General features: G+C 57.3%; 19 protein-coding genes. 8 read left to right on the forward strand and 11 right to left on the reverse strand.

Going from position 1 to position 25,119, the window contains the following annotated elements; translation table 11 throughout:
- Positions 1 to 14 precede the first annotated feature (14 nt).
- Positions 15 to 2,945: a methyl-accepting chemotaxis protein gene (locus KIK84_RS07475; protein ID WP_214122444.1), complete on the forward strand. Its 2,931-nt coding sequence runs from the start codon at positions 15 to 17 to the stop codon at positions 2,943 to 2,945.
- Here KIK84_RS07475 and KIK84_RS07480 read toward each other — a convergent pair.
- The 8 genes from KIK84_RS07480 to KIK84_RS07515 form a co-directional block, all read right to left on the reverse strand.
- Entirely contained in the window at positions 2,942 to 6,034 is a 3,093-nt protein-coding gene (locus KIK84_RS07480; RefSeq protein WP_214122872.1) for an efflux RND transporter permease subunit, read from the reverse strand. The genes KIK84_RS07475 and KIK84_RS07480 overlap by 4 nt on opposite strands.
- On the reverse strand, positions 6,034 to 7,194 hold the full coding sequence (locus tag KIK84_RS07485; protein ID WP_214122445.1) for an efflux RND transporter periplasmic adaptor subunit: 1,161 nt from the start codon (positions 7,192 to 7,194) through the stop codon (positions 6,034 to 6,036). The genes KIK84_RS07480 and KIK84_RS07485 overlap by 1 nt, the downstream gene beginning before the upstream one ends.
- 167 nt (positions 7,195 to 7,361) lie before the next feature.
- The gene (locus KIK84_RS07490) at positions 7,362 to 7,697 is read right to left on the reverse strand and encodes a metal-sensing transcriptional repressor (protein WP_250207847.1); all 336 of its coding nucleotides are present in this window, start codon (positions 7,695 to 7,697) and stop codon (positions 7,362 to 7,364) included.
- 40 nt (positions 7,698 to 7,737) lie between these two features.
- Complete coding sequence (locus tag KIK84_RS07495) at positions 7,738 to 8,079, reverse strand: rhodanese-like domain-containing protein (protein ID WP_214122446.1); 342 nt, start codon at positions 8,077 to 8,079, stop codon at positions 7,738 to 7,740.
- A 14-nt stretch (positions 8,080 to 8,093) separates the two neighbouring features.
- On the reverse strand, positions 8,094 to 8,312 hold the full coding sequence (locus KIK84_RS07500) for a YgaP family membrane protein (protein ID WP_214122447.1): 219 nt from the start codon (positions 8,310 to 8,312) through the stop codon (positions 8,094 to 8,096).
- 3 nt (positions 8,313 to 8,315) lie between these two features.
- The gene (locus tag KIK84_RS07505) at positions 8,316 to 11,600 is read right to left on the reverse strand and encodes an efflux RND transporter permease subunit (RefSeq protein ID WP_349815913.1); all 3,285 of its coding nucleotides are present in this window, start codon (positions 11,598 to 11,600) and stop codon (positions 8,316 to 8,318) included.
- Between the two features lie 10 nt (positions 11,601 to 11,610).
- On the reverse strand, positions 11,611 to 12,708 hold the full coding sequence (locus KIK84_RS07510) for an efflux RND transporter periplasmic adaptor subunit (RefSeq protein ID WP_214122449.1): 1,098 nt from the start codon (positions 12,706 to 12,708) through the stop codon (positions 11,611 to 11,613).
- Between the two features lie 81 nt (positions 12,709 to 12,789).
- Positions 12,790 to 13,308 (reverse strand): RrF2 family transcriptional regulator, encoded by a 519-nt coding sequence (locus tag KIK84_RS07515; RefSeq protein WP_214122450.1) that lies wholly within the window; start codon positions 13,306 to 13,308, stop codon positions 12,790 to 12,792.
- Between the two features lie 115 nt (positions 13,309 to 13,423).
- Here KIK84_RS07515 and nhaR point away from each other — a divergent pair, with 115 nt between their 5' ends.
- On the forward strand, positions 13,424 to 14,332 hold the full coding sequence (gene nhaR, locus KIK84_RS07520) for a transcriptional activator NhaR (RefSeq protein ID WP_214122451.1): 909 nt from the start codon (positions 13,424 to 13,426) through the stop codon (positions 14,330 to 14,332).
- Here the strand turns inward: nhaR and KIK84_RS07525 are convergent.
- Entirely contained in the window at positions 14,310 to 15,986 is a 1,677-nt protein-coding gene (locus tag KIK84_RS07525; RefSeq protein WP_214122452.1) for an acetolactate synthase large subunit, read from the reverse strand. The two genes, nhaR and KIK84_RS07525, sit on opposite strands and share 23 nt — an antisense overlap.
- A 33-nt stretch (positions 15,987 to 16,019) precedes the next feature.
- Positions 16,020 to 17,624 carry an FAD-dependent oxidoreductase gene (locus KIK84_RS07530; RefSeq protein WP_214122453.1) on the reverse strand — a complete coding sequence of 535 codons (1,605 nt, stop codon included), beginning with the start codon at positions 17,622 to 17,624 and terminating at the stop codon, positions 16,020 to 16,022.
- 84 nt (positions 17,625 to 17,708) lie between these two features.
- Between KIK84_RS07530 and KIK84_RS07535 the strand changes: the two genes are divergently transcribed.
- Complete coding sequence (locus KIK84_RS07535) at positions 17,709 to 18,788, forward strand: AraC family transcriptional regulator (RefSeq protein WP_214122454.1); 1,080 nt, start codon at positions 17,709 to 17,711, stop codon at positions 18,786 to 18,788.
- Here the strand turns inward: KIK84_RS07535 and KIK84_RS07540 are convergent.
- Complete coding sequence (locus KIK84_RS07540; protein WP_250207848.1) at positions 18,785 to 19,510, reverse strand: FadR/GntR family transcriptional regulator; 726 nt, start codon at positions 19,508 to 19,510, stop codon at positions 18,785 to 18,787. The two genes, KIK84_RS07535 and KIK84_RS07540, sit on opposite strands and share 4 nt — an antisense overlap.
- 167 nt (positions 19,511 to 19,677) lie before the next feature.
- Here KIK84_RS07540 and KIK84_RS07545 point away from each other — a divergent pair, with 167 nt between their 5' ends.
- From KIK84_RS07545 to KIK84_RS07565, 5 genes are read left to right on the forward strand one after another with little or no spacing between them, the layout of a single operon-like run.
- On the forward strand, positions 19,678 to 20,832 hold the full coding sequence (locus KIK84_RS07545; protein WP_214122456.1) for a mandelate racemase family protein: 1,155 nt from the start codon (positions 19,678 to 19,680) through the stop codon (positions 20,830 to 20,832).
- A gap of 35 nt (positions 20,833 to 20,867) precedes the next feature.
- Positions 20,868 to 21,752 (forward strand): carbohydrate ABC transporter permease, encoded by an 885-nt coding sequence (locus KIK84_RS07550; protein WP_214122457.1) that lies wholly within the window; start codon positions 20,868 to 20,870, stop codon positions 21,750 to 21,752.
- Positions 21,752 to 22,651, forward strand: a complete 900-nt coding sequence (locus tag KIK84_RS07555; protein WP_214122458.1) for a carbohydrate ABC transporter permease — start codon at positions 21,752 to 21,754, stop codon at positions 22,649 to 22,651. The genes KIK84_RS07550 and KIK84_RS07555 overlap by 1 nt, the downstream gene beginning before the upstream one ends.
- Positions 22,652 to 22,666: 15 nt before the next feature.
- A complete protein-coding gene (locus KIK84_RS07560) occupies positions 22,667 to 23,785 on the forward strand; it encodes an ABC transporter ATP-binding protein (protein WP_214122459.1) in 1,119 nt (372 codons plus the stop codon).
- Positions 23,786 to 23,820: 35 nt separating this feature from the next.
- Positions 23,821 to 25,116, forward strand: coding sequence for an ABC transporter substrate-binding protein (locus KIK84_RS07565; RefSeq protein WP_214122460.1), 1,296 nt, complete (start codon positions 23,821 to 23,823; stop codon positions 25,114 to 25,116).
- The last annotated feature ends 3 nt before the right edge of the window (positions 25,117 to 25,119 follow it).

A 25,119-nucleotide genomic window follows, 5' to 3' on the forward strand; every position in this document is an offset into this window, starting at 1 on the left:
AGGGAGGATGGGCAATGAACGTTCTGCTAACGCGCATGCTGTTGTGGCAAAAGTTATTGGTGGTACTCGCATTGGGGGTGGTCATGGTGGCCGTTCCGCTGGGCATGCTGTCGCAAACTTTGCGCAACGATGCACAGCTTGCTATCAGGGAGCAAAGTGGCATTGTGCCCATCAACCAAGTCGGGGGTTTGCTCAAAGCCATACAGCTGCACAGAAGCCTCTCTAGGCAAATGCTCAACGGCGATAGCAGCGCTGAATCCAGACGACAAACACAAGCTACCGAAGTTGACAAACTGTTGGAACAGGCCAGTGCTGGCGTATTAGCCGTCGAACATATTCGCCCCCAGTGGGGAGACTTGCAGGCGGGATGGCGAAAACTCAAACAAGAAGTGGCCAGCAAGTCGATTGCAAGCAATGCATCGTATGCACAGCACAAAGTGCTAATGGCCATTTGCTTGGACACAATTGGGGATTTGGCCGATGCACACGGCATGTCGCTTGACCCTGAGGAGCACAGCTACTACCTGCAACAGGTGTGGACCTTCATCCTGCCCCATATTGTGGACAACGTCTCTGACATCCGTGCCAGCATCAACCTGTTCTTCACAGCCAGCACACCACTGGAAGCTGCGGTTCAGCGCGGTTACCTAGAAAGCATGGTGAACCAACTCGAAAAAAGCCGAGACTTGCTGGAAAAGAGCATGAGCAAAGTCACCGCACACCATCCAGAGTTGCAGGGTGAGGTGAACGCACCGAGCAATAAGGTCAATGATGGGCTGCTCAATATCATCCAGACACTCAACTCCAAGTTACTGGAGTCGACAAAACCGGAAATCACGAGCACCGAATTGGCCAGTTTGGTCAACAGCGCCATTGATGCCCAATATGCCTTGGGCGATCAGATAGAAAAAACGCTCAATGCGATCTTGGTTGAGCGTGTGCAATCAGCCCAGTCACATTTGCGCACTGTCGTGGTCGGCTGCGCTGCTTTGTTGCTGGCCATTGTGGCATTGGGCTGGATCATCAGCCGCTCTATTACCCAACCACTCAATGAAGCCGTGCAAGCCACGCAAATGGTTGCGCGTGGCGAATTGAACTTCTCAGTCCAAGTGCAGGGTAGTAACGAGACTGCGCAATTGCTCCAATCCGTCGCTCGCATGCAAAACACACTGCAAGGCTTTGTGACCGAACAACAAGCCATGGCCAAAGCCCACGAAGCGGGCGCACTGGACGCCATAATTTCCACAGCAGACCTCCCTGGCATATACAGCGAATTGGCACGCTCCATTAACGATTTGGTACGGGCGCATATCGATGTCAAGATGCGAGTTGTGGAACTGATTGGTGACTATGCACAAGGCAAACTGGATGCACAGATGCCTCGTCTTCCAGGCCAAAAAGCACGCATCAGCGCAGCCATGGATCAGGTTCAGGCTGCCATGCGCGATGCACAAGAGGCGGCTATTTCCAACGCCCGCATCGTGCAAGCGCTCAACAAAGCCACCACCAACATCATGCTGGCCGATACCAATGGCATCATCGTCTTTGTGAATGAAACGGCGCAACGCCTGATGGAACGCAGCGAAGCGGAAATTCGTAAAGTATTGCCGCACTTTGATGCCCGCAAAATCAGCGGCGCGAACATCGACATCTTCCATAAAAATCCGTCGCACCAGCGATCCATGTTGAGCCAATTACAAGGGGCACACCGAACCCAAATTCAAATGGGCAATATGTATTTCGGGCTGATAGCCAGTCCCATAGTTGATGCCCAAGGCACACGTTTGGGCACAGTGGTGGAGTGGATTGACCGCACCACCGAAGTAACCATAGAAAAAGAAGTGGAAACTGTGGTGCAAGCAGCCGCACAAGGCGAGTTCAGCATGCGCCTTGATCCAGAAGGCAAGACAGGGTTCTTTGCCGGCTTGTCCACCAACATGAACACCCTGCTGGACACCAGCGAGCAAGGTCTCAAAGACATTGCCACGCTGATGAAGGCTTTGGCTGATGGCAATCTGACCCAGCGCATTGAGCGCGACTACGCGGGACTCTTTGGTGAAGTGAAAGACGCTGCCAACGCCACGGTAGACAACCTAACCCGCGTACTGGGCGAAGTCAGCAGTGCAGCCGAATCACTCAATGGTGCAGCCGGACAAGTGAGTGCCACTGCACAAAGTCTGAGCCAAGCGGCCAGCGAGCAAGCCGCCAGCGTGGAGGAAACCACGGCGCAAATCGACACCATGAGCGCCTCCATCAGCCAAAACAGCGACAACGCCCGCGTGACCGATGGCATGGCGACCAAAACCAGCAAAGAAGCGGTGGAAGGCGGTCAAGCCGTGCTGCATACGGTAGATGCAATGAAGAAAATTGCCAGCAAGATCGCCATCGTGGACGACATTGCCTACCAAACCAATTTGCTAGCACTGAACGCAGCCATTGAGGCAGCACGCGCTGGCGAACATGGCAAGGGCTTTGCCGTGGTGGCTGCAGAAGTGCGCAAACTGGCCGAACGCAGCCAAGAAGCCGCCAAAGAGATTGGTGATTTGGCCAGTTCCTCTGTATCCACGGCAGAGCACGCGGGCAAGCTGCTGAGCGAAATCGTGCCCAGCATCCAAAAAACCAGCGAGTTGGTGCAAGAAATTGCCGCCGCCAGCAGTGAGCAAAGCGAAAGCGTGACACAAATTGGCGGGGCCATGGGACAACTCTCCCGCGCTACCCAGCAAAACGCCAGCGCCAGTGAGGAGTTGGCAGCCACCAGCGAAGAACTGTCAGGCCAAGCGTCCAACCTGCTATCGAGCGTGGCGTTTTTCAAGACTGGTACCACGACACTTACCGCTCAGCACTTGCCCCATGGCATAGAGCGCCGTCGCATCGGCACCATAGAAACAGCCACTGTGCAACGCCTTCCCAATAGTGGTGCCAGTGGCAATTTCAAACCGTACTAAGCAGCAGCGGTGTGGGGGTTCTCGGGCGTGGTAATGGGCCCCCTGCCGCTAAAACGCTCCAGCAAGAGGTAGAGCACAGGTGTGATGAACAGTGTGATGGCTTGTGAAAAAACCAAACCACCACACACCGCCAAGCCCAAGGGCTGGCGCAGTTCTGCGCCCGCACCAAGACCCAAAGCGATTGGCAAAGCCCCCATGAGCGCTGCCAATGTTGTCATCATGATGGGGCGGAAACGCAACACACAGGCTTCGCGTATGGCCTGCGCTGGTGTCATGCCTTGGTGACGCTGCGCATCAAGCGCAAAGTCAATCATCATGATGGCGTTCTTCTTCACGATACCGATGAGCAAAACCAAACCGATGGTGGCAATCAAGGTCAGGTCTTGCCCAAAGAGCATGAGCGTAGCCAGAGCACCCACCGCCGCCGACGGTAAACCCGCTAGGATGGTGATGGGGTGGATGTAACTCTCGTACAGCACACCCAGCAGCACGTAAATGACCAACAGCGCGGCCACGACCAAGACAGCTTGGCTGCCTTGCGAGCTTTTGAATACCGCAGCATCGCCACCATAGCTGGTAATGATGGAATCGGGCATCTTGATCTCTTCGCGCAAGGCATCTATCTTGGCCGTGGCTTCGCCTAAAGCGACACCGGGGGACAAGTTGAACGACACCGTCACTGCCTGCAACTGTCCTACGTGGTTGATGGCCGTTGGCCCCACCGTGCGCTCGACGGTTGTAAAGGCACTCAGCGGTACCAATGTGCCACCGCTGGAGCGGACATACAGGTTATTGAGCGCCTGCTCGTCTTGCTTGGCTTCCGGAGCCACTTCCATGATCACTTGGTAGGTGTCGGTCGGCAGGTAAATGGTGGAGACTTGGCGCTCCCCAAAAGCGCTGTACAGCGCACTGCGCACCGCATCCATGGAAACACCCAAGGTGTTGGCGCGGTCGCGGTCTATTTTGAGCTGGGCCTGCAACCCCCGGAATTGGGCATCGCTGGTCACGTCCTTAAAGGCCGAATCGGCGCGCATTTTTTCCTGCAGTTGGCGCGCCCAGTTGCCAATCTCATCAGGGCGCACACTTTGCAAAATGTATTGGTACTGGGCCTTGCTCTGGCGTCCACCCAGCTGCAAGTTTTGCACAGCACGCATGAAGACGTTGATGCCTGCCACACCACGCAGCTTCTTGCGCAAACCCTCTATGACCTCTTTGGCTGGAGGGCGTTGGTCGCGGGGTTTCAAGGTGACAAACATGCGGCCTTGGTTTTGCGAACCATTGCCGCCATTGAACGAACTCACGGCGGCAACGCTGTCATCTTTGCGGATGATGGCTGCCACACGCTCTTGCAGCTTCACCATGGCCTCAAACGAGACATCTTCCGATGCCTCAGTGGTGACCTGAATTTGCCCAATATCTTCTTCGGGGAAGAACCCTTTGGGGATGATGATCATGAGCCACACAGTGGCAACAAAAGTGGCAGCAGCCACCAGCAAAATCACCAAACGATGTGCTAAAGCCCAATCCAGCATGCGCGTGTACACACGCAGTACCGCATCAAAACCACGCTCAAACTGGCGCACCAACCAACCTGGTTGTTTTTTGTGCTCTTCATCGGTCAAAAACTTGGCGGCCAACATAGGCACCAAGGTCAGTGACACAAAGGCCGAAACGATGATGGACAAGCCCACGACCACCGCAAACTCGTGGAACAACAGACCAATCACCCCTGGCATAAAAAAAATGGGGATGAACACCGCAATGAGCGAGGTGGAAATGGAAATGATGGTGAAGCCCACCTCCCGTGCGCCACGCAACGCGGCCTGGAACGGCGGCATGCCATCCTCCACATGGCGAATGATGTTCTCCAGCACCACAATGGCATCGTCCACCACCAAACCCACCGCCAAGGTAAGGCCCAGCAAGGAAATATTGTCCAAGCTGTAATGCAAGCCCCACAGCAAAGCAATGGCCCCCATCAAGGACACAGGCAGAGACAACGATGGAATGACGGTGGCAACAAAGCGGCGCAAGAACAAAAAGATCACCAACACCACCAACACAATCGTGCCCAGCAAGGTCAAGCTGACATCATGCAAGGCTTCTCGTATCGACAGAGAACGGTCGTTCACCGGTGTCATGCTGACCGATTGCGGCATTTGAGCCTGCAAACCGGGCAAGGCTGCGCGAATCGCATCCACCACCTTCACCGTATTGGCGCTGGGTTGCCGCAGTACCGCCAAGGTAATGCTGTTGTCACCATTGAAGGTGGCCCAGCTCTTGAGCGTTTCCAGACTGTCCTCCACTTTGGCCACATCACGCAGGCGCACCGGGTTGCCGCCCTTGTTGCTGATGATGAGGTTGGCAAAGTCTTGCGCGTTCTTGAGCTGCTTGTTGGCTTGCACCACCAAGGTTTGCTGCGGCCCCTCTAGCGTGCCTACAGGCGTATTGGCGTTGGCGGCTTTCAGCGCTGTGCTGACCTCATCCAGACCAATGCCCGCCAAAGCCAACGCTTGCGGATTGACCCGCACTCGCACTGCATAGCGCTTGGACCCGAATGTGTTGACCTGCGCTACCCCATCGATGGTGGACAGCGTGGGCACTATCAGATGGTCAGCGTAGTCTTGCAAATCCGATAAGGACATAGACGGCGACTGCAAGGCGATCAGCAAAATCGGCGCATCCGCAGGATTGACCTTGCGGTACGAAGGCGGATTGGTCATATCGCTGGGCAAACTGCGCTGGGCACGCAGCAGCGCTGCCTGCACATCCACCGCCGCCGCATCGATATTGCGCGATTCGTCAAACTCCAGCGTCAAGGACGTACTGCCCAAAAGACTACTGGAACTGATGGTTTTAAGACCCGGCACCGTTTGGAATTGTTTTTCCAACGGCAATGCCACCGAAATAGCCATGGTCTCTGGACTGGCACCGGGCAAGGAGGCCGACACGTTAATCACTGGCGTGTCATAGCTGGGCAATGCAGCTACCGGGATGCTGCGGTAGCCAATCACACCTGCCGCCACAATGGCGACGTTCAGCAGCACCGTCATCACCGGACGACGGATAAACAACTCGGAAAAGTTCATCATGGCGTTTTCTCGGCGGCTGGTTTGGCGGCTTTCTCGGCACCGTCTTTGCTAGGCTCTTTCACATTCACCGTGGCGTTGGGACGCAGATTTTGTTTGCCATCTTGCACCACCTTATCGCCTGCCTTGAGGCCAGTCACAGCGACCATACCGGCTTCGGCATACAGCACTTGCACTGGGCGCTGAAGGGCCTTTCCGTCTTCCACCACATACACCATGGCACCACGGGCCGCTTGGATGATGCAGTTCTGTGGAATGACCACGGCATCCTTCAAATTGCCCACGGTTTGTGACACCTCGACAAAAGCCCCCGGCCACAAACGCAACTTGTTGTTGGCAAAAACCGCCTTGGCTTTAACAGTCCCCGAACTGGCATCCACCGTACTGTCCACAAACTGCAACTTGCCTTGGAAGGCTTCCCCAGAGTCGGTCAAGCGCGCCTGCACAGGTGCTCCGCCTTTTTGCAAAGCGCTCAAGGCATCCTGTAAGTTGCGTTGGGGCAAGTTAAAAGCCACGCCCATCGGATCCATCTGCGTGATGGTCACCAAGCTGGTTTGATTGGCTTGCACCAAGCTGCCCACATTCAGGTTGACCGCACCAGCGCGCCCTGAGCGTGGGGCTTTGATTTGTGCATACGTCAGATTCACCTTGACCGCATCAATAGCAGCTTGATCAGCCGCCACAGTGGCAGTTTGGGCCTCGACCTGTGCCAACGCCGTATCCACGGCCCCTTGGGAGACGAAATTTTGTGCTTGCAATTGGCGCGCACGCTCTAGCTGCCGCTTGGCATCTGCCAGCGAGGCTTGGTCTTTGGCCAATTGGGCTTGGGCTTTGGCCAAGTTCGCCTCATCCGCTCGGGAATCCAATGTGAACAGCAGCTGGCCTGCCTGAACAAATTGCCCCTCTTGAAAATGCACTTTCTGGATCGTGCTGCTCACCATAGAGCGCACATCGATAGTTGTGAGTGGCGTGACCACGCCACTGGCCTTGAGCGAGACAGCCATGTCTTTGGCTTGGGCCACTACGGTCATTACCGTAACTGCGCTGCTCGCCGATTTGCTAGCGGCGTTAGGGGCATCTGCTGCCCATGCAACTCCACCAGCAGGAAGAATGAACGCAGCCCAAACCAAGGCTGCCACGGACGTGTGGGCCAACTTCATGTGCAAGAACTTTCTGGACAATAGACCGCCAACGCGGTGGGACTAGATACGACAACAGCGCTTGGAAGAAGCGCTGTTGAAAAAGTTCCAATCAGTGTATGCCAGCGACGTGTCAGTTGTCGTACGTGTTAGTACCGAAACGCCATAGTTGCATAGGCGTTTTGCTATTAACGCAATCTAGCCAGCATGGTTTCCAAGTTGGCGATCATCTCGGCCATACCCTCACCCTCTGCCGCCTCAGGTGGCAAGCGACGCTCCAGCTCTTGCTCTAAGAAGCACAGCGTCATGCGCAAGTAGGTGCTGTCCAGCGCCTTGCGCACTGCCGCAAACTGCTGGCCGATCTGCAGGCAGTCTTCGCCCTCTTCCACCATGCGCTGGATGCCACGCAGCTGGCCTTCTGCGCGGCGCAAGCGGTTAAGCACATCGGTGCGTGCGGATTCATTGGTCAGAGAAGTCACTTGGCAGTTATCCAGAGAAAGTGGGTTGTCCAACGGAGTGGGCATATTGTCCTACCTTTCACATTGCAGCTATACCTTGCCATCCTTAGTAGCGGGGAATGCTGGGATCGCGGGTCAATGCCCACGCATCAATGCCGCCTGCGATATTGGCCACGTGGTCAAACCCTTGCTCTTTGAGGAACATAGCCACGCGCTGGCTGCGTCCACCGTGGTGGCACAGGCATGCCACGGGTCGGTCGCGCTCCAGTTCGTGCACGCGGGCCGGTATGGTGCCCATAGGAATAGCCAGCACCTCCAAGCCAGGCGCTTGCACGCTGGCAAACTGCACCTCATGCGGCTCGCGCACATCAATCACGAGCAAAGGAGCCGATTCGCCCAGCGACTTGTGCCAGCTCTCCAAGGTTTCAGGGGTGATTTGTACGACCATGGTGAAAAACTCCTTTATGACTTACACGCCGCCTCGGGAACGCCCAACTTTTTGAGCACGATGGCGGGCAAACAAAAATTGGTTATACCTGCTTGCAGCAGGTTCAACCCAGCAAAGGCCGTGATCGCCAAGAACCAATCGCTCACGTACAAGGGGCTAGCAGCAGCCCCTAAAGCCAATGACACCAGCACTATGGTGCCTGCCAGTATGCGGATGTAGCGCTCAACAGTCATAAATCACTCCTTGTCGTGGGGTTGATGGGTCAGGGCAAAGTACAGAACCGGGATCACCACCAGCGTGAGCACGGTGGACACCAAAATGCCAAAAATCAAGGACACCGCCAGCCCATTGAAGATGGGGTCATCCAGAATGAAAAATGCCCCAATCATGGCGGCCAAGCCCGTCAACACAATGGGCTGGGCACGCACTGCGGCAGACTGCAGCACCGCATCGTGCAGCGTGCTGCCTTGTGCTAACTGCAGTTCGATAAAGTCCACCAAGAGGATGGAGTTGCGCACGATGATGCCCGCCAAAGCGATCATGCCAATCATGCTGGTGGCTGTGAACTGCGCGCCCAGCAGCGCATGACCGGGCATCACCCCAATGATGGTCAGCGGTATGGGGGTCATGATGATGAGTGGGGTGCGATAGCTCTTGAATTGCGCCACCACCAACAGGTAAATCAGCACCAGCCCCACGGCATATGCTGCGCCCATGTCGCGGAAGGTTTCGTAGGTGATTTGCGATTCACCATCCCACTTGACGCTGTAACTGCGGTACTGGTCTTGGGGTGGCTGTATCCAGTGCTCCTGCAGTGCATCGGTATCCGCCTGGAGAGTGCCCAACAAGCGGCTGCGCGCATCAAACAAGCCATACAGGGGTGAATCGAGCTGCCCCGCCATATCGGCCATGACGTAGCTCACGCCGCGCAGGTCTTTGGTATAGAGCGGTTTGTCTATCACGCCCATGTGCACCTGCACCAACTCACTCAAGGGCACTAGCTGGCCATTGGCCGCGCGCAAAGGCATAGCCAGCAGGGCGTCCAAGCCGACCTGCTGTTCGGGGGGCAATTGCAAACGCACTGGCACGGGGTATTTGCTGTAGCCATCGTGCAGATAAGCAGCGTCGCTGCCACTCAGGGCAGCGGTCACCGTTTGCGCCACGTCCGAGACAGAAATACCCAAGCTCTCCGCACGCTGGCGACGCACCTGCACGAGTGCGCGCGGCGCATCTTCGCGCACCGTGGTATCCACACCCACAATGTCCGGTGTCGTGCGCAACACCTGTACAATGCGCCCGGCCCATTGCTGGCGGCCTGCTTCGTCGGGGCCGTACACCTCGGCCACCAAGGGGCTCATGACGGGTGGACCGGGTGGCACTTCCACCACTTTCACCTTCGCACCCCAATGCTTGGCTATTTGCTCCAGTTGGGGGCGCAGGCGCTGTGCGATCACGTGGCTTTTGTCTGCACGGTGGTGTTTGTCCACCAGATTGACCTGCAAATCGCCCTGCTCTGCTTCGCTGCGCAGGTAGTACTGGCGCACCAAACCATTGAAGGTAATGGGCGCTGCCGTACCGGCATACCCCTGCACATGGGTGACCTCTGCTTGCTGCGTCAAGAATGCGCCCATTTCGTGCAGCACTGCAGCGGTGTCCTCCAGCGCTGTGCCTGCAGGCATATCCACTACCACCTGAAATTCGCTCTTGTTGTCAAAGGGCAGCATCTTGAGCACCACACCCAACGCGCTGCTGGGCACCAAAGCCAAGCCGATTGACAGCATCAGTGCCAAGCCAATACCCGCCAACAAGGCCCAGCGCCTTTGGGCCTTGTCCAAGAAAGGACGCAGAATGCCCGCCAGCAGGCGGTGCACGCGCCCTGTACCAGCCACTTCTGCTGCACTGTGCCCGACATGGGTTTGCCGTCCAGCAGGATGGGGGCCATGCTCCTTCATGAGGCGCAACGCCAGCCAAGGAGTCACCGTAAAAGCAATCGCCAAAGACAAGGCCATACCCAAGCTGGAGTTGATGGGGATAGGCCCCATGTACGGCCCCATCAAGCCTGTGACAAAAGCCATGGGCAAGAGCGCTGCGATCACCGTCAACGTTGCCAATATGGTGGGGCCACCTACTTCGTCCACCGCTGCAGGGATGATTTGCCGCAGCGTTTTGTGCGGTTCGAGTTGCTGGTGCCGATGGATGTTTTCCACCACCACGATGGCATCGTCCACCAAAATCCCTATCGAAAAGATCAGCGCAAACAGGCTAACCCGGTTGAGGGTAAAGCCCCAAGCCCAGCTAGCAAACAAGGTCACCGTGAGCGTCAATATCACCGCAGCGCCCACGATGACAGCTTCACGCCGCCCCAGCGCAATGCCTACCAACACAATGACCGAGATGGTGGCAAATGCCAGTTTCTGAATCAACTTGTTGGCCTTCTCGGCTGCGGTCGCACCGTAGTCCCGGCTGACCGTGACCTCCACCCCTTCAGGTATGACCGTGTTGCGCAGCATGTCCAGCTGCGCTTGCACGCCTTGCGACACATCCACCGCATTGGCACCCGGCTTTTTACTCACCTGCAGTGTCACAGCGGGGTAGCTTTGGCCTGCATGCTGCGCGTCACCGGCTTGGCCCGGCATGTGCCATACATACTGGGTGGGCTGGCTGGCGGCGGCTTGCACCTCGGCCACATCCCGCAAGTAAACGGGTTTGTCCTTGTACACGCCGACCACCATGTCGGCCACATCATCGGCATTGCGCAAAAACTCTCCTGCCTGCACGGCCACGGTTCCGCTGTGTCCGGCACCTTGCAGCACCTGCCCTGCAGGCATACCCATATTGGCAGCAGCAATGGTCTGCTGCAGAGTGAGCACATCCACACCCCGCTCACGCATGCGATAGGGGTTGAGCACTATTTGTACTACTCGCTGGCTACCGCCTAGGGTTTGTACCTCACGTACGCCGGCTACAGTTTTGATTTCCGCCTCTAGGCTATGCGCCACCGCCAGCAACTCCACGCTGGGGCGTGCATCGGTACTCCACAAAGTTATGGCGGTTACGGGTACATCGTCAATGCCTTTGGGTTTAATGACGGGAGACAACGTGCCCAAGCCCTTGGGCAACCAGTCCTGGTGGGCATTGAGTACGTCATAAAGCCGCACCAAGGCTTCGGTGCGCGGCACGCCTACTTTGAACTGCACCGTCAGCACCGCCATACCTGGGCGCGATACCGATGAGGTGTGCTCTATGCCTGCAATTTGTCCCAACACTTGCTCGGCCGGACGCGCCACCATGGCCTGCACATCGGCACTGCTCGCACCGGGAAAGGCAATCAACACATTGGCCATGGTGACATTGATCTGCGGCTCTTCTTCACGCGGTGTAACCAGCACTGCAAACAGCCCTAGCAGCAAGGCCACCAACGCCAGCAGAGGGGTGATAGCGTTGTCTTGAAACAGTGCCGCCACTCGCCCAGAAAAACCCAATCTGGGCTGCGCATCGTGTGTTCGGTGGGGGGTATTCACAGCTTCCTCCTTATGGCCGCTGGGCATTGGCCGCCCGAACAGGATCCAAGGCAACTTTGTCACCCGCCCGCAAACCACTCAGTACCAGTGCCTGTCCTGAACTGCCGCTACCCACTCTGACAGGGCGCAAACTGAACGCCTGCCCTGTCCACACGTACACCGCCGTCAGTTCACCACGCTGCACCACGGCTTGCTGGGGCACTTGCAGTGCGTTGGTGCTAGTAGCTGCATCGTTGTGGTTTGCGGACACACTGGTGTTGTAGCGCACGCGCGCTTGCTGGCCGGGTACCAATCCGGTGCTGTCTGCTGGCGCTAAATGCAGGCGCAACTCGGTGGTCTGGGCTATGGGATCTGCACTGGGTACAGCCGTTTTGCTGGTTGGCTGTAGCCAAGGACTGTCAGACATGCCCACCTGCAGTTGAACGTTTTTGGCTTGCATCACTGCCGCTAGACGCGATGCAGGCACCTGCACCACCACGCGCAACGGCTGTGGTGCATACAGCGTGAACAGTGGTTTGCCCGTTGTCGCCAAGTCGCCCACTTCCACATTCACTGCGCGCACATACCCATCAAATGGCGCTGTGATACGGCTGTATCCCTGCGCCAAACCGGTTTGCGCGTTGGCACCTACTGCTTGTTTTTTTTGTGCCAATGCGCTGTCGTATTGCACTTGCGCTGCATCCAGCGCCGCTTGGCTGACAAAGCCTTGGTTGCGCAAATCTTGGCTTCGCCGCAACTGCTGCTGGGCACTGCGCAAAGCGGCATCGGCTTGCTCGTACTGCGCTGCGCTTTGCTGCGCTGCAGCCAACGCCTCACGGTCATCCAGCGTGGCCAGCAACTGGCCTGCGCGCACTGCATCGCCTACTTTGGCGTGCAGGTGGATCACGCGCCCATTGGTCTGGGCTGCCACGGTACTTTGGCGCACCGCCTCTACCAGCCCTTCCAACTCTGTGCTGCTAGGCGTACGCGCTGGCTGCGCAGTCGCTGTGGGTACGGACAATGCCTGTGCCTGTGCCTGTGCCTGTGCCTGTGCCTGTGCCGGCAGGCTCATACACAAAGGCCATGCCAATAAACAAATCCACGCGCTACTGCCTCGTTGTGTGTGCATAGGTCACCTCCATACCCTGTGGAGTATATACATACCCCATGGGGTATGCAAGAGGTAACCTAGCTAACCAACGGTCAGGTATCAGCGCAACAAAATGGACTGGGCGCTGGCCAAGGCGAACACCGAATTGGGCGCAGCAATGCGCAGACCGGTAAAGCGCGGTTTGCGGCTCACTGCAGCGCGTTTGGGCGCTGCCGCTTTGCGTTTGGGTTGCACCACAGCGCCAGTTTGCAAGCGATCGACCACCAAACTGTGCAGGGTGATGTCCTTCATGCGTGCCAGCATGTGGCCGCGCAGGTCATCCCACAAATTGGCTATCGCTTCGCTGCTATCGGTAGCGGGGTCTTCTTCAATGGCCAGCACGATGTCGGCTACCGAAATATCGGCGGCTTTATCGCCCAGCGAATAACCGCCACCGGGGCCTCGGGTGCTGACCACCAAGCCTGCTTGGCGCAGACGGGCAAACACCTGCTCCAAATAAGACAAAGAAATGTGATGGCGTTGGGCGATGTCTTGCAGCGGCAGGGGACGGCCCTGCTCGCACAAGGCCAGATCCATCATGGCCGTGATCGCAAATCGGCTGCGTGTACTCAGTCGCATAGCAAAACTCCTTTTCAAAATACCGTCCAAGTGACGATGGATGGGACTTTACGCAGGAGCATGCTTCGCGTAAATTCGTTTTTTTGAGTTTTTTATTTCGGTTTTTTCGAAGCATATGAATTTCAAACACCTGCATTACTTCTGGATGGCAGCGAAAGCGGGGGGGGTGGTGAAAGCAGGCGAGCAGCTACACACCACGCCGCAAACGCTGTCAGGGCAAATCAAGCTGCTGGAGGACTGGCTAGGACGCAAGCTGTTTCAGAAAAGCGGGCGCAATCTGGAGCTGACTGAGGACGGGCGCCTGGCCTTGGGCTATGCCGAGCAAATTTTTCAACTCGGCGCTGACTTGGAAAATGCCATCCGCCAACCACGCGGAACAGAGCGCACATTGGACTTTCGCGTTGGTGTGGCCGATTCGGTGGTCAAGTCTTTGGCCTACCGCTTGTTGGAGCCTGCTCTGCACACACAGCACCAGGTTCGATTGATTTGCCATGAAGGCAAATTTACCGACCTGCTCGCGCGCCTGGCACTCAACCAGTTGGACATGGTGTTAGCCGACGAACCTATGTCCAAGCGCCTGAGCGTGAAGGCATTCAACCACCCATTGGGACAAACGGCGATGAGCTTTTTTTGCACCCCCGCGCTCAAAAGCACGCTTCAGGGCGCATTTCCGGCTTGCTTGGACAATGCCCCCGTGTTACTGCAAGGCGCACAAGCCTCGGTACGCCAGCAATGGGAAGGATGGTTAAGCAAGTACCAAATTCAGCCACTGACCGTGGGCGAATTCGACGACAGCGCGCTGATGACGGCTTTTGCACGCCAAGGGCGCGGGGTGTTCATGGCTCCCCGGGTGATGGAACCCGACATCATGGAGCAATTTGGCGTGGAAGTCATTGGTCGCAGCGATGAATTAACCGAAGAGTTCTTCGCCATCACGGTAGAGCGCCGTATTACCCACCCGTGTGTGGCCGCCATCACGGCCAGCGCACGGGATGAATTGTTCAGGGCGCGATCACTTTCTTGAGTGCGCGTGCCACGGGCTGGGGCAGGCTGTGCAGCGACTGCAGCAAATGCGGCAACACACGCAACTTGAGCCCCGTCACCGATTGTGGAACGATGGCTTCGATGAGGTGCGGGCCCGGTGTACGCAACGCATATTCCAAGGCGTGCAAAAACTCCTCTGTCGTCGTTGCCCGGCGAGAAGGCACCCCCATGCTGTGCCCCAGTTGCACAAAGTCCAAAGGCGGGGTGGACAGATCGAGCTGGGCACGGGCTTTGTCCGTGCCTGCAGCCGTTGATTGCTCGGCACCTACGCGTTGCAACTCCAAATTCAAAATAGCGTAGGAGCGGTTGTTGAAGATGATGTTGATGACATTGAGCCGCTCACGCGCCATGGTCCACAAGGCTTGTATGGTGTACATGGCCGAGCCATCGCCACTCAGGCTTATGACCTGCCTATGCGGAGCAGCCATGGCCGCTCCGACTGCGCAAGGCAGACCTTGCCCAATGGCACCGCCCGTGAGCGTCAGCAGGTCATGGCGCGGGGCACCTGCCGTAAAGCGCGGCAACATAAGGCCCGAGGTCTGCGCTTCGTCTACGACGATGGCGTTCTCGGGCAGCAAATGCCCCAACGCTTTGCACACCTTGTCAGCCGTGAATTTGCCGCCAGGGCGCTCTGGTCGCTGGGCTTGCTGCAGCACTGGTTGGGCCTGATCAGCGCCAGCCGCCTGTACCAAACGCTGCAGACTGGCCAGCACATCGTGTTGTGGCGTACTCAGGGCATGGACGGCACACCCCTCGGGTACGAGGTAGCTTTTTTTACCCGGGTAAGCAAAAAACGATACGGGTGCCTTGGCATCGACCAGCACCAAGTGATCCAGCCCCGCCAACTGCACAGAGGCCAGCTCGGCCAAGTAAGCGATGCGTTCCACGTGCGGCAAACCAGCGCCCCGCTGCATGCGCGTAGGAAATACCTCCGCATAGAGTTTGGCACCCGTCTGCGCAGCAATCGCCGCAGCCGCCAACAAAGCAGGCTCGCGCAAGGCTTTGCCCCCCAGAAGCAACGCTTTGCGCCCGGGCCCCAGCAGCGCTTGGGCGATGGTTTGGATATGCCCCCCATCGGCTGCTGGCGCAGGCGCTGGGGCAGCGCGTTTGGCGGGCACACCTCCCTCACTCCAAGACACATCAGCAGGCAGTATCAGGGTTGCCACTTGGCCCGCACTCGGACTGGCCCCCATGCTGGCCTGCAAGGCATCGAGTGCGTCATGGGCCAATTGCGCCGTGCTGGTGGAGGTGCGCACAAAACCGGGGGACACATTGCGTGCCACGGTTTCGATGTCCGACTGCAGTTGCGCGTCATATTGCATGTGGTGCACTGCGTGGTCTCCCACGATATTGAGCACCGGCACACGGGCCTTGCGGGCGTTGTGCAAATTGGCCAGCCCATTGCCCAAACCACAGCCCAAATGCAACAAGGTGGCGGCCGGTTTATCGGCCATGCGTGCATAGCCATCGGCTGCACCCGTTGCGACCCCTTCAAACAGGGTCAGCACCGCGCGCATCTGTGGCGTGTGGTCTAGGGCTGCCACAAAATGCATTTCGGACGTACCGGGGTTGGTAAAGCAGGTATCTACCCCGGCATCCACCAAGGTTTGCAACAGGGCTTGGGCACCATTCATGGGAAATCTCCTCGTTGTCTGTAGGAATTGGATTTATGCAATGTCGCGGGCTGCTGCTTGCGCAGTGAGTATGCAACCGGGCAGGAAGGCTCCCTCCAGCGAACGCTTGCCACTGGCTCCACCGCCACCAAAGCCTGCTGCCTCACCCACGGCATACAAGCCCGGCAGGGCTTGGCCTTGGTCGTTGAGCACGCGGCTGCGCAAATCCGTCTGCAGACCACCCAGACTTTTGCGGGTGATGAGGCGCACTTGGATAGCAATGTAGGGGCCTGAGCCTTTCAAACTGAGCGGCGCGGGTGCACAGGTACGCAATCGGTCTGGGCCCCACTGCCTAGCATGCATGATGCGACGCACTTGGTCATCGTTGGTCAGTGCCACGCCTTGGCTGAACTGGCGGTCATAGTTGTCCACCGTGGCTTGCAATGTCGCAGGGTCTATATCGCGGTTGCCAGCCAGTGCATTCATGTGCTGGGCCAAGCCAACAATGCTGTCAGCCGCCACAAAATGGGGGCTTTCCTGCAACATTTGCCGTACCAAGCGGTGGTTTCCTAGCAGCAATTCTTTGAGAAAGGGTAGCCAGCGGCGATCTCGAATATGCGGGTTGTGCTCAGCCCCAGAGATGGCCAACTCTTTGGCGGCGATGCGCCAGTTGAGTAAGTGCCATGTGTAGCCACGCGGCGCTTGGGCAACCTGTTGGCACAGATCATGGGTATCAAACCCCGTAACCAGGGGCTGCGGCCCTAAGCGGCGTCCGGCATGGTCTAACCACAGAGCCGATTTGCAAGGAATAAGGGACAGACCATGCCCTTGGAAATGCGGTTGCGGGTGGGGCACACCGGCTGCGTAATTCCACATGTCCCCTGCATGGTGAATCCGCCCACCGTACGCCTGCACCGCTGCGTGCACGACTCCATCGGCATAGGGATGCGCGCCATTGAGCATCTGTGCTGGTTGGCTCTTGTCAGCAGGCCAATGGCGACGCACTTGCTCCAAGCTGCCGTTGAGTCCGCCCGTGGCGACCACCACCTGCCCCGCCTCAAAACTTTGCTGAGCGCCCGTCTCTTCATGCACCGCCACAGCACCACGCACACGTCCGTCATGCACGATCAGATCGGTCACGCGCTGGCGGTGTAGCAGCGCCAATCGGCCCGGATGCTGCTGGGCCACGCGCTGCACTGCGGCTATCACCGCCTGAGTGAGGTGCAGCGAAGTGCCCCAGACCACGTGGTAGCGTGGCACGCTATTGCCTTGGCCCTGCAGTCCACGCTCCACCCAATTGACAGCAGGCATAAAGCCCACGCCCAAGGCTTGCAGGTACTCGTAAACATCGGGTGTGCTGCGCTCCACATAGTGCTCAGCCCAACGCAGTGGCCATAAATCGTCAGGTGCCAACTCACCAAAACGCACCCAATCGCGCAACGCCAACTCGGGGCTATCGGGTATGCGTTTGCGGCGTTGTAGCGGGGTATCGACCAAGCACATCCCCCCAAATGCCCAGCGGGCCAAGCCCCCCAAGCGCTCGGGTGTATCGCGGTCTAGCAGGGTCACACTGCGGCCTGCCCGTAGGCACTCCAGCGTCGTGACCAAGCCGGCCAGTCCACCACCAATGACCAACACATCCGCTGCAGGGTGCGCCATATCTTGTCTCCTCGTTTGTAGGAATAGTGGGGCCGACATTAGCGCGCTAACATCCAGCCATCATTGACTTTATAGACCCTATTCATGGCTTTGCAGTCCCTACCAGCCACTTCCACCGCGCCGTTGACGGCATCACGCAGTTGGGGTTTGACTTTGCTGCAAGCGGCTGAACAACAAAGATGCAAGCGAGAAACGCTGCTACAGCACGCCGGTGTACCTGACAGCGTGTTGGACGTGGAGCGCTGGCCCATTGACGATGTCACACGCCTGTGGCGCAGTGCCGCACAACTAACTGGGGATACTGGTTTCGGCCTGCGTGCAGGCATGCTGGTAGGGCCCGCCAGTTTCAATGTGGTGGGTTTTTTGTTGCAATCTTCTGCCACGCTGCGCGATGCGCTGGGACAAGTGCAACGTTTTCAGCAGCTCATCAGCGATGGCGGGCGCTTTCAGCTACTGCCAACAGGCGATGCCGTTTGGCTCATCTACCACCCCCAACAAGGGGATTTGGTCTTCAGTCCGCACCAGATTGAGGCCGTGCTGGCCGCCGTTGTGCGTTTTGCCACATGGCTGCTGCAAAGCCAGTGGGCACCGCTGCAAGCCCAATTCAGCCACCCTGCTCAAACGTCTTCCGCCGACTACCGAATGGCGTTGGGATGCGGTGTTGAGTTTGAGCAAGGGTTCAATGGACTGCTAGTACCCAACGCACTGCTGGATGCGCCGCTACCGCAGGCTGATGCCCAACTGGCGCAGTTGCATGCAGGCTACGCACAAGCCAAGTTGCAAGCCATCGGTACCGAAACGCGCCAGGATACAGGCAGCAGACTGCGCGCATGGCTGGCATCGCAACTAGGAAATGGTGCCCCACCGCCCTCGCGGGCCGCTGCGGCGCATGCGCTAGGGATGACAGAACGCATGATGCGCCGCCGTTTGGCCCAGACAGGCCAGTCATACCGAGGTGTTGTGGACAGCGTCCTAAGCCAGAGCACACTCGCAGCATTGCGAACTACAAGGCTTTCGCTGTCCACGCTGGCTGGCCAATTCGGTTTTCACGATGCTAGTAGCCTACACCGCGCCGTGGTGCGATGGACAGGTCAAACACCCAGTGGATGGCGCCATAGCAAGTCATCAGACGACACACAAGCAAGCGTGCGCCTTGCCACTTAGGTCACCAGACTCAATTTACGACGCAAGCGCTCCCGGCTATTACTCAAGTGCATCAGCATGGCTGCTTTGGCCGATGCCGCGTCTTGGCGGGCAATGGCTTCATATATAGCTTCGTGCTCACGCATGGCTATTTGTTTGCTATCGGACAGTATGGGCAAGGGATCGCCGAAATGCCCACCGCCTGCAGCAGATGCCGCACCATCTTCATGGTGCTGCATGGTGGCTTTTCCCAAGGTTGCCAATACCTCCACGAAGTATTGGTTATCGGTGGCATTGGCAACTTCCATGTGGAATCGGTAGTCGTCTTCGGCTGTGCGTTGACCACTTTTCCAGTGGTAGTGGTAGTCGTCCAGTGATTGCCGCATGACCTCGACGTGGGCTTGTGAGCGGCGCTGGGCGGCCAAGTAAGCCGCTTCCGACTCCAAACTGATGCGCAACTCCAGCATCGCCAAACGCTGCTTGGCATGCAACACGGGTTGCACTGGCAGCAGGCTCACGGCGGGTCGCTCCTGCACAAAAGTGCCCACTCCATGCCGCGTTTTCACCATGCCACTGGCTTGTAAGCTCGAAATCGCTTCGCGCACCACCGTGCGACTGACGCCGAACTCGCGCATCAAATCCGGCTCAGGAGGTAGTTTGTCACCTGGTCTGAACAAACCATCCAAGATGCGGGTTTGCAAACTGTCTACCACGCGCTGGGGCTGGGTTCTACTGCGCGTCATAGTACTTACAGTGTTTGGGGTCATAGGAAGCAGATTCTAGAAGTGCGATCGCGGTTTTCATTCATGAATTTGTAATTCAGCACCATAGGGTTTATCCCATGCCAGACGTCTGACGTCTGTTTGTATAGTCCCGGCCAACTCCCCTTAGTTTCTAGGATCTGCAACCCATGAAAATCGAAAAACTCACCGGCACCGTATTCACATATCCCAGCAAACGCTCTGTGGATGCAGCTGGTCACTCGCACCCGGGCCCCGAGAAAGATGCCAAGATGGCCATGTTGACCGTCACTTGCGACGACGGCACTGAAGGTTATGCATTCGGCCCCACCGAAGTGGTGCGCAAGTACGTGGTGGATTCTTTTTTCCGCAAGGTGATGGTGGGTGCTGATCCCTTCATGCGCGAACAAATTTGGCAAGATTTGGCCCACTGGCAACGCGGCAGCGCAGGTCAGTTGACTGACCGCGCCATGGCCGTTGCCGACCAAGCCCTGTGGGACTTGGCTGGCCGCAAACTGGGTCAACCCGTTTACAAATTGATCGGCGGCTACCGCGACAAAGTGCCCGCCTACGGCAGCACCATGTGCGGTGACGAACTGCAAGGCGGCCTGTCCACCCCCGAGGAATATGCGGCTTTCGCTGAAAAACTGGTGGCACGCGGTTACAAAGCCATCAAGTTGCACACCTGGATGCCCCCTGTGTCCTTCGCTCCCAGCGTGGACATGGACATCAAGGCTTGCGCCGCCGTGCGCGAAGCTGTTGGCCCCAACATCGCCCTGATGCTGGACGGCTACCACTGGTACAGCCGCACCGATGCCCTGAAGATTGGCCGTGCTCTGGAACAACTGAACTTTGCTTGGTTCGAAGAAATGATGGACGAGCAAAGCATGTCCTCCTACGTCTGGCTGACACAGCAACTGTCCATCCCAATCTTGGGCCCAGAGTACATGGGTGGCAAACACCACACCCGTGCCGAGTGGATCAAGTCCGGCGCTGCCACCATCACCCGTGCAGGCGTGCCTGGCGTGGGCGGCATCACCCCCACCTTGAAGGTCGCTGGCATGGCTGACGCTTTTGGCATGAACTGCGAAGTGCACGGCAACGGTGCTGCCAACTTGGCCGTCTGCGCTGCCATCAAGAACTGCGCATGGTACGAACGCGGCCTGCTGCACCCCTTCCTCGATTACGACGAAGTGCCAGCCTATCTGAACAGCTTGCCCGACCCTATGGACAAAGACGGTTTCGTTCACGTGTCGCCAAAACCAGGCTTGGGTGAAGACATCAACTTCGACTACATTGCCGCGCACACAGTCGAAACCTATTAATAGGTTATGCCGAGCAATAAACGGAGATTCTTCCTATGTATGAAAACAAGAAGTTAGGTTTCTTGTTCGTGCTGCCGTTCGTGCTGGGGGTGTTGGGCTTCAAGCTCTTCCCCTTCTTCATGAGCTTTGCGCTCAGCTTTACGCAGTACGACTTTATCAATCCACCCGAGTACATCGGTCTGGATAACTACAAAGAGTTGTTCGCGCACGACCCGCTGTTCAAAAAGTCACTGGGCGTGACCCTGCTCTTTGCAGCCATGGCCGTACCGTTGCGGGTGGGTTTTGCGCTGTTCATGGCCCACGTGCTCAACTTCAAACTGCGTGGCATCAACTTCTTCCGCTCTGCGTACTACTTGCCATCCATTTTGGGCGGATCGATTGCAGCGGCCATCATGTGGCGCTTCATCTTCTCGACCAACGGGTTGGTCAACATCGTGTTGGGCAAGTTCGGCATTGCGCCTATCGCTTGGCTGGCAGATGAACATTACTCTTTGTTCACCGTAGTGTTGTTGTTCACATGGCAGTTTGGCTCGGCCATGGTGATCTTCTTGGCCGCTCTGCAAAACGTGCCCACTTCACTGTACGAAGCCGCTGAAATTGATGGAGCCAGCAAGTGGCAGCAATTCTTCAAGATCACGGTGCCGCTGATCACCCCTGTGATCTTCTTCAACCTGATCATGCAAATGGTGCACGCGTTCCAAGAGTTCAACGGCCCCTACATGATCACCGAAGGCGGTCCCTTGCATGCCACCTATGTGTTGTCGCTCTACATCTACGACATGAGCTTCAAGTACTTCAACTTGGGTTACGGCAGTGCTTTGTCATGGGTCTTGTTCGCCTTGGTTGCTAGCTTGAGTGCCATTTCCTTCTTCACCTCGAAATACTGGGTCTTTTACTCCGGCGAAAAGGAGCACAAGTAATGTCTCAATCCACTACGTTGGAGCAATCGGCTGCATCGGACAACTATGCAGCACGTGAAGTGCGCCGCGCCCGTATCAGTGCCGTGGTGCGCTACACCCTGTTGGTGTTTGTCGGCTTGATCATGCTCTACCCCATGATCTGGCTGATTGGTGCGTCGTTCAAAACCAATGCCGAGGTGTTCACTGAAATTGGCTTTTGGCCCAGCAAGTTTGACTTTGCCGCCTATGCCAAAGGCTGGAAAACCAGCACCGAATACACCTTTGCCACTTACTTCCTGAATTCGTTTGCGATCATCGTTCCCAAAGTGATCGTGACGGTCATCTCCTGCGTGCTCGTAGCCTACGCTTTTGCCCGCTTTGAGTTCTGGGGCAAGAAGTTTCTCTTCAGCGTGATGGTCGGCACCATGATGTTGCCCCTGATCATCTTGCGCTTGCCCCAGTACCTGATGTTCAAGGAATTTGGTTGGATCGACACCTACCTGCCCCTGATCGTGCCGTCTGCATTCGCAACTGACACCTTCTTTGTGTTCATGCTGGTGCAATTCCTGCGCGGCATTCCCCGCGACATGGAAGAGGCGGCGCAAATTGACGGCTGCAATGCACTGCAATTGCTCTGGTACATCTTGGTGCCCATCCTCAAGCCGGCCATCATTTCCGTGATCGTGTTCCAGTTCATCTGGACCATGAACGACTTCATGGGGCCGCTGATTTACCTCTCAACCGTAGAAAAATACCCCGTATCGCTGGCGCTCAAGATGAGCATCGGTGCCACTGAAGAAGTGGAATGGGCCAGCGTGATCGCTATTTCCGTCGTGGCCTTGATCCCCTCTGTGGTGATCTTCTTCTTGGCCCAACGTCATTTCATTGAAGGTGCCGCCAGCAGCGGTATCAAGGGATAAATTTAGGAGCGTGCTGTGGCGCAATTGCAATTAAAGAAACTCGAAAAAACCTACCCCAACGGCTTCAAAGCTGTGCACGGAGTGGACTTGGAAATTCGCGATGGCGAATTCATGGTGTTCGTTGGCCCATCCGGATGCGCCAAAAGTACCATCCTGCGCATGATCGCTGGCCTGGAAAGCATCACCGGTGGTGAACTGCTCATTGGCGGCAAAGTGGTGAACAACCTCCCCGCCAAACAACGCGGCATTGCCATGGTGTTCCAGAACTACGCGCTCTACCCCCACATGAAGGTGTACGAGAACTTGGCCTTCGGCCTCAAGCTGGCTGGCGTGAGCAAGAGCGAAATCGACACCCGTGTGCGCGAAGCGGCGCGCCTGCTCGAAATGGAACACCTGCTCGACCGCTATCCCAAGCAGCTTTCCGGTGGCCAAGCCCAACGTGTGGCGGTGGGCCGTGCCATCGTAAAGCACCCCGAAGTGTTCTTGTTCGACGAACCCTTGTCCAACTTGGACGCCAAGCTGCGCGCCTCCATGCGCGTGCGTTTGACCGAACTGCACCGCACTTTGCGCGAACGCGGCCAGCCTTCTACCGTGATCTACGTGACCCACGACCAAGTGGAAGCCATGACCATGGGCGAGCGCATTTGCGTACTCAAAGACGGTGAAATCCAGCAAGTGGATACCCCCACCGCTTTGTACGACCGCCCCGCCAACGTGTTTGTGGCCGGTTTCATCGGCTCGCCCGAAATGAATATCCGCCCCGCCACCATCGACGGCAACGGTACCCAATTCGTGCTCGGCAACACCGTACTGCCCGTGCCGGAGAAACACGTAGCCCGCATTCAAGGACACAAAACCGTCAAGTTCGGTCTGCGCCCCGAGCACATTACTGCGGGTGGCTACACCGAAACCCCAGTCCACAAAGTGGAAGGCACCCTGCGCTTCATGGAGCACATGGGCAGCGAGGTGTATGTGCACTTCTCCTTGGGTGATGTGCCCATGACCGCCCGCATCCCATCGGACCAACTCAAAGACTTGGCGAGCAAAACCCGTGGTGACACCCACACCTTTGGTCTGCAATTGGGCTCTTGCCACGCTTTTGACACCGACACTGGCATCAACCTCTTCCTGTAAACCCAAACAACCTTCGTTTTAACAAGGAGACAACCATGAAACGACGTTCCCTGCTGACCACAGCCGCTGCTGCTGCTGCCTTGTGCATGAGCTTTAGCGCAGCCGCTGAAGACGTGACATTGCGCTTTTCTTGGTGGGGCGGTGGTGCACGCCACGACGCCACTCTCAAAGCCATCGCGGCTTTTGAAGCCAAAAACCCTGGCATCAAAATCAAAGGCGAATACATGGGCTTTGCTGGTTACCAGGAACGTCTGTCCACCCAGTACGCAGGTGGCACAGAGCCTGACATCATGCAAATCAACTGGGCATGGCTCTCCACCTTCTCCAAAACTGGCGATGGCTTCTACGACCTGAACAAGAGCAAAGCTGTTCTGGCCCTGAACCAATTCGCCGAGTCTGACCTCAAGACCGGCATCGTCAACGGCAAGCTCAACGCATTGCCCGTGTCCTATACCGCGCGCGTCATGCTCTGGAACATGGCCGCTTACGGTCGTGCAGGCCTGAAGATGCCTGCCACTTGGGACGAGCTGTTTGCCGCTGGCCCCGTCATCAAGCAAAAGCTTGGTGACAAGGCCTTCGCCATTGACGGCGAGCTCTACGACATGATCTTGCTGTCGCAAACCTATATCCAGCAAAAACACGGCACACCCTACGTGAGCCCCAGCCAGCCCAAGGTGGCTATGAGCGAAGCCGCAGCACTGGAGTGGGTACAAACCTACAAAAAGCTGGTCGCCAACAACGTCGCCGTGCCACTGCCTGTGCGCGCCTCCTTGGGTGGTGCTGAGAAGCCCACCGAGCAGCAGCAAGACTGGGTGGTTGGCAACTGGGCGGGTAACTACACCTGGGACAGCACCATCGGCTTGCGCGCCAGCACTTTGGACAAGAGCCAAAAGCTGGATGTGGGTGACTTCCTGACCTTGCCTGGCGCCAAGAGCAGCGGCATGTTCGGCCGTCCATCCATGATGTTCGCCGTCAGCAAGCGCAGCAAAAACCCTGAAATCGCAGCCAAGTTCCTGAACTACCTGATGACCGACCCTGACGCTGCAGCCATCGTGGGCATGACCCGTGGTGTGCCCACTGCAGACAGCCAGTTCCGCAACATGGTGCGCACAGGTGCTTTGCAAGGCGCTGAGCTGAAGGCTTACCTGCAAATCAAGAAGCTCAAGGACGCAGGCAAGATTGAACTGCCTTCGCCTTTGTTCGAAAACGCCCGCTTCCAAAAGTTCGTGCGTGAAGTGTTCGAAACCGTCGCGTACGGCAAGGCAACAGAGCAAGAAGCCGCCAAGCGCTTGGTGGAAGAAGGCAACGCCCTGCTGAACAAGATCAAGTAAGCA

This window comes from Curvibacter sp. CHRR-16, from assembly GCF_018474005.1.
GTDB lineage: Bacteria > Pseudomonadota > Gammaproteobacteria > Burkholderiales > Burkholderiaceae_C > Allorhodoferax.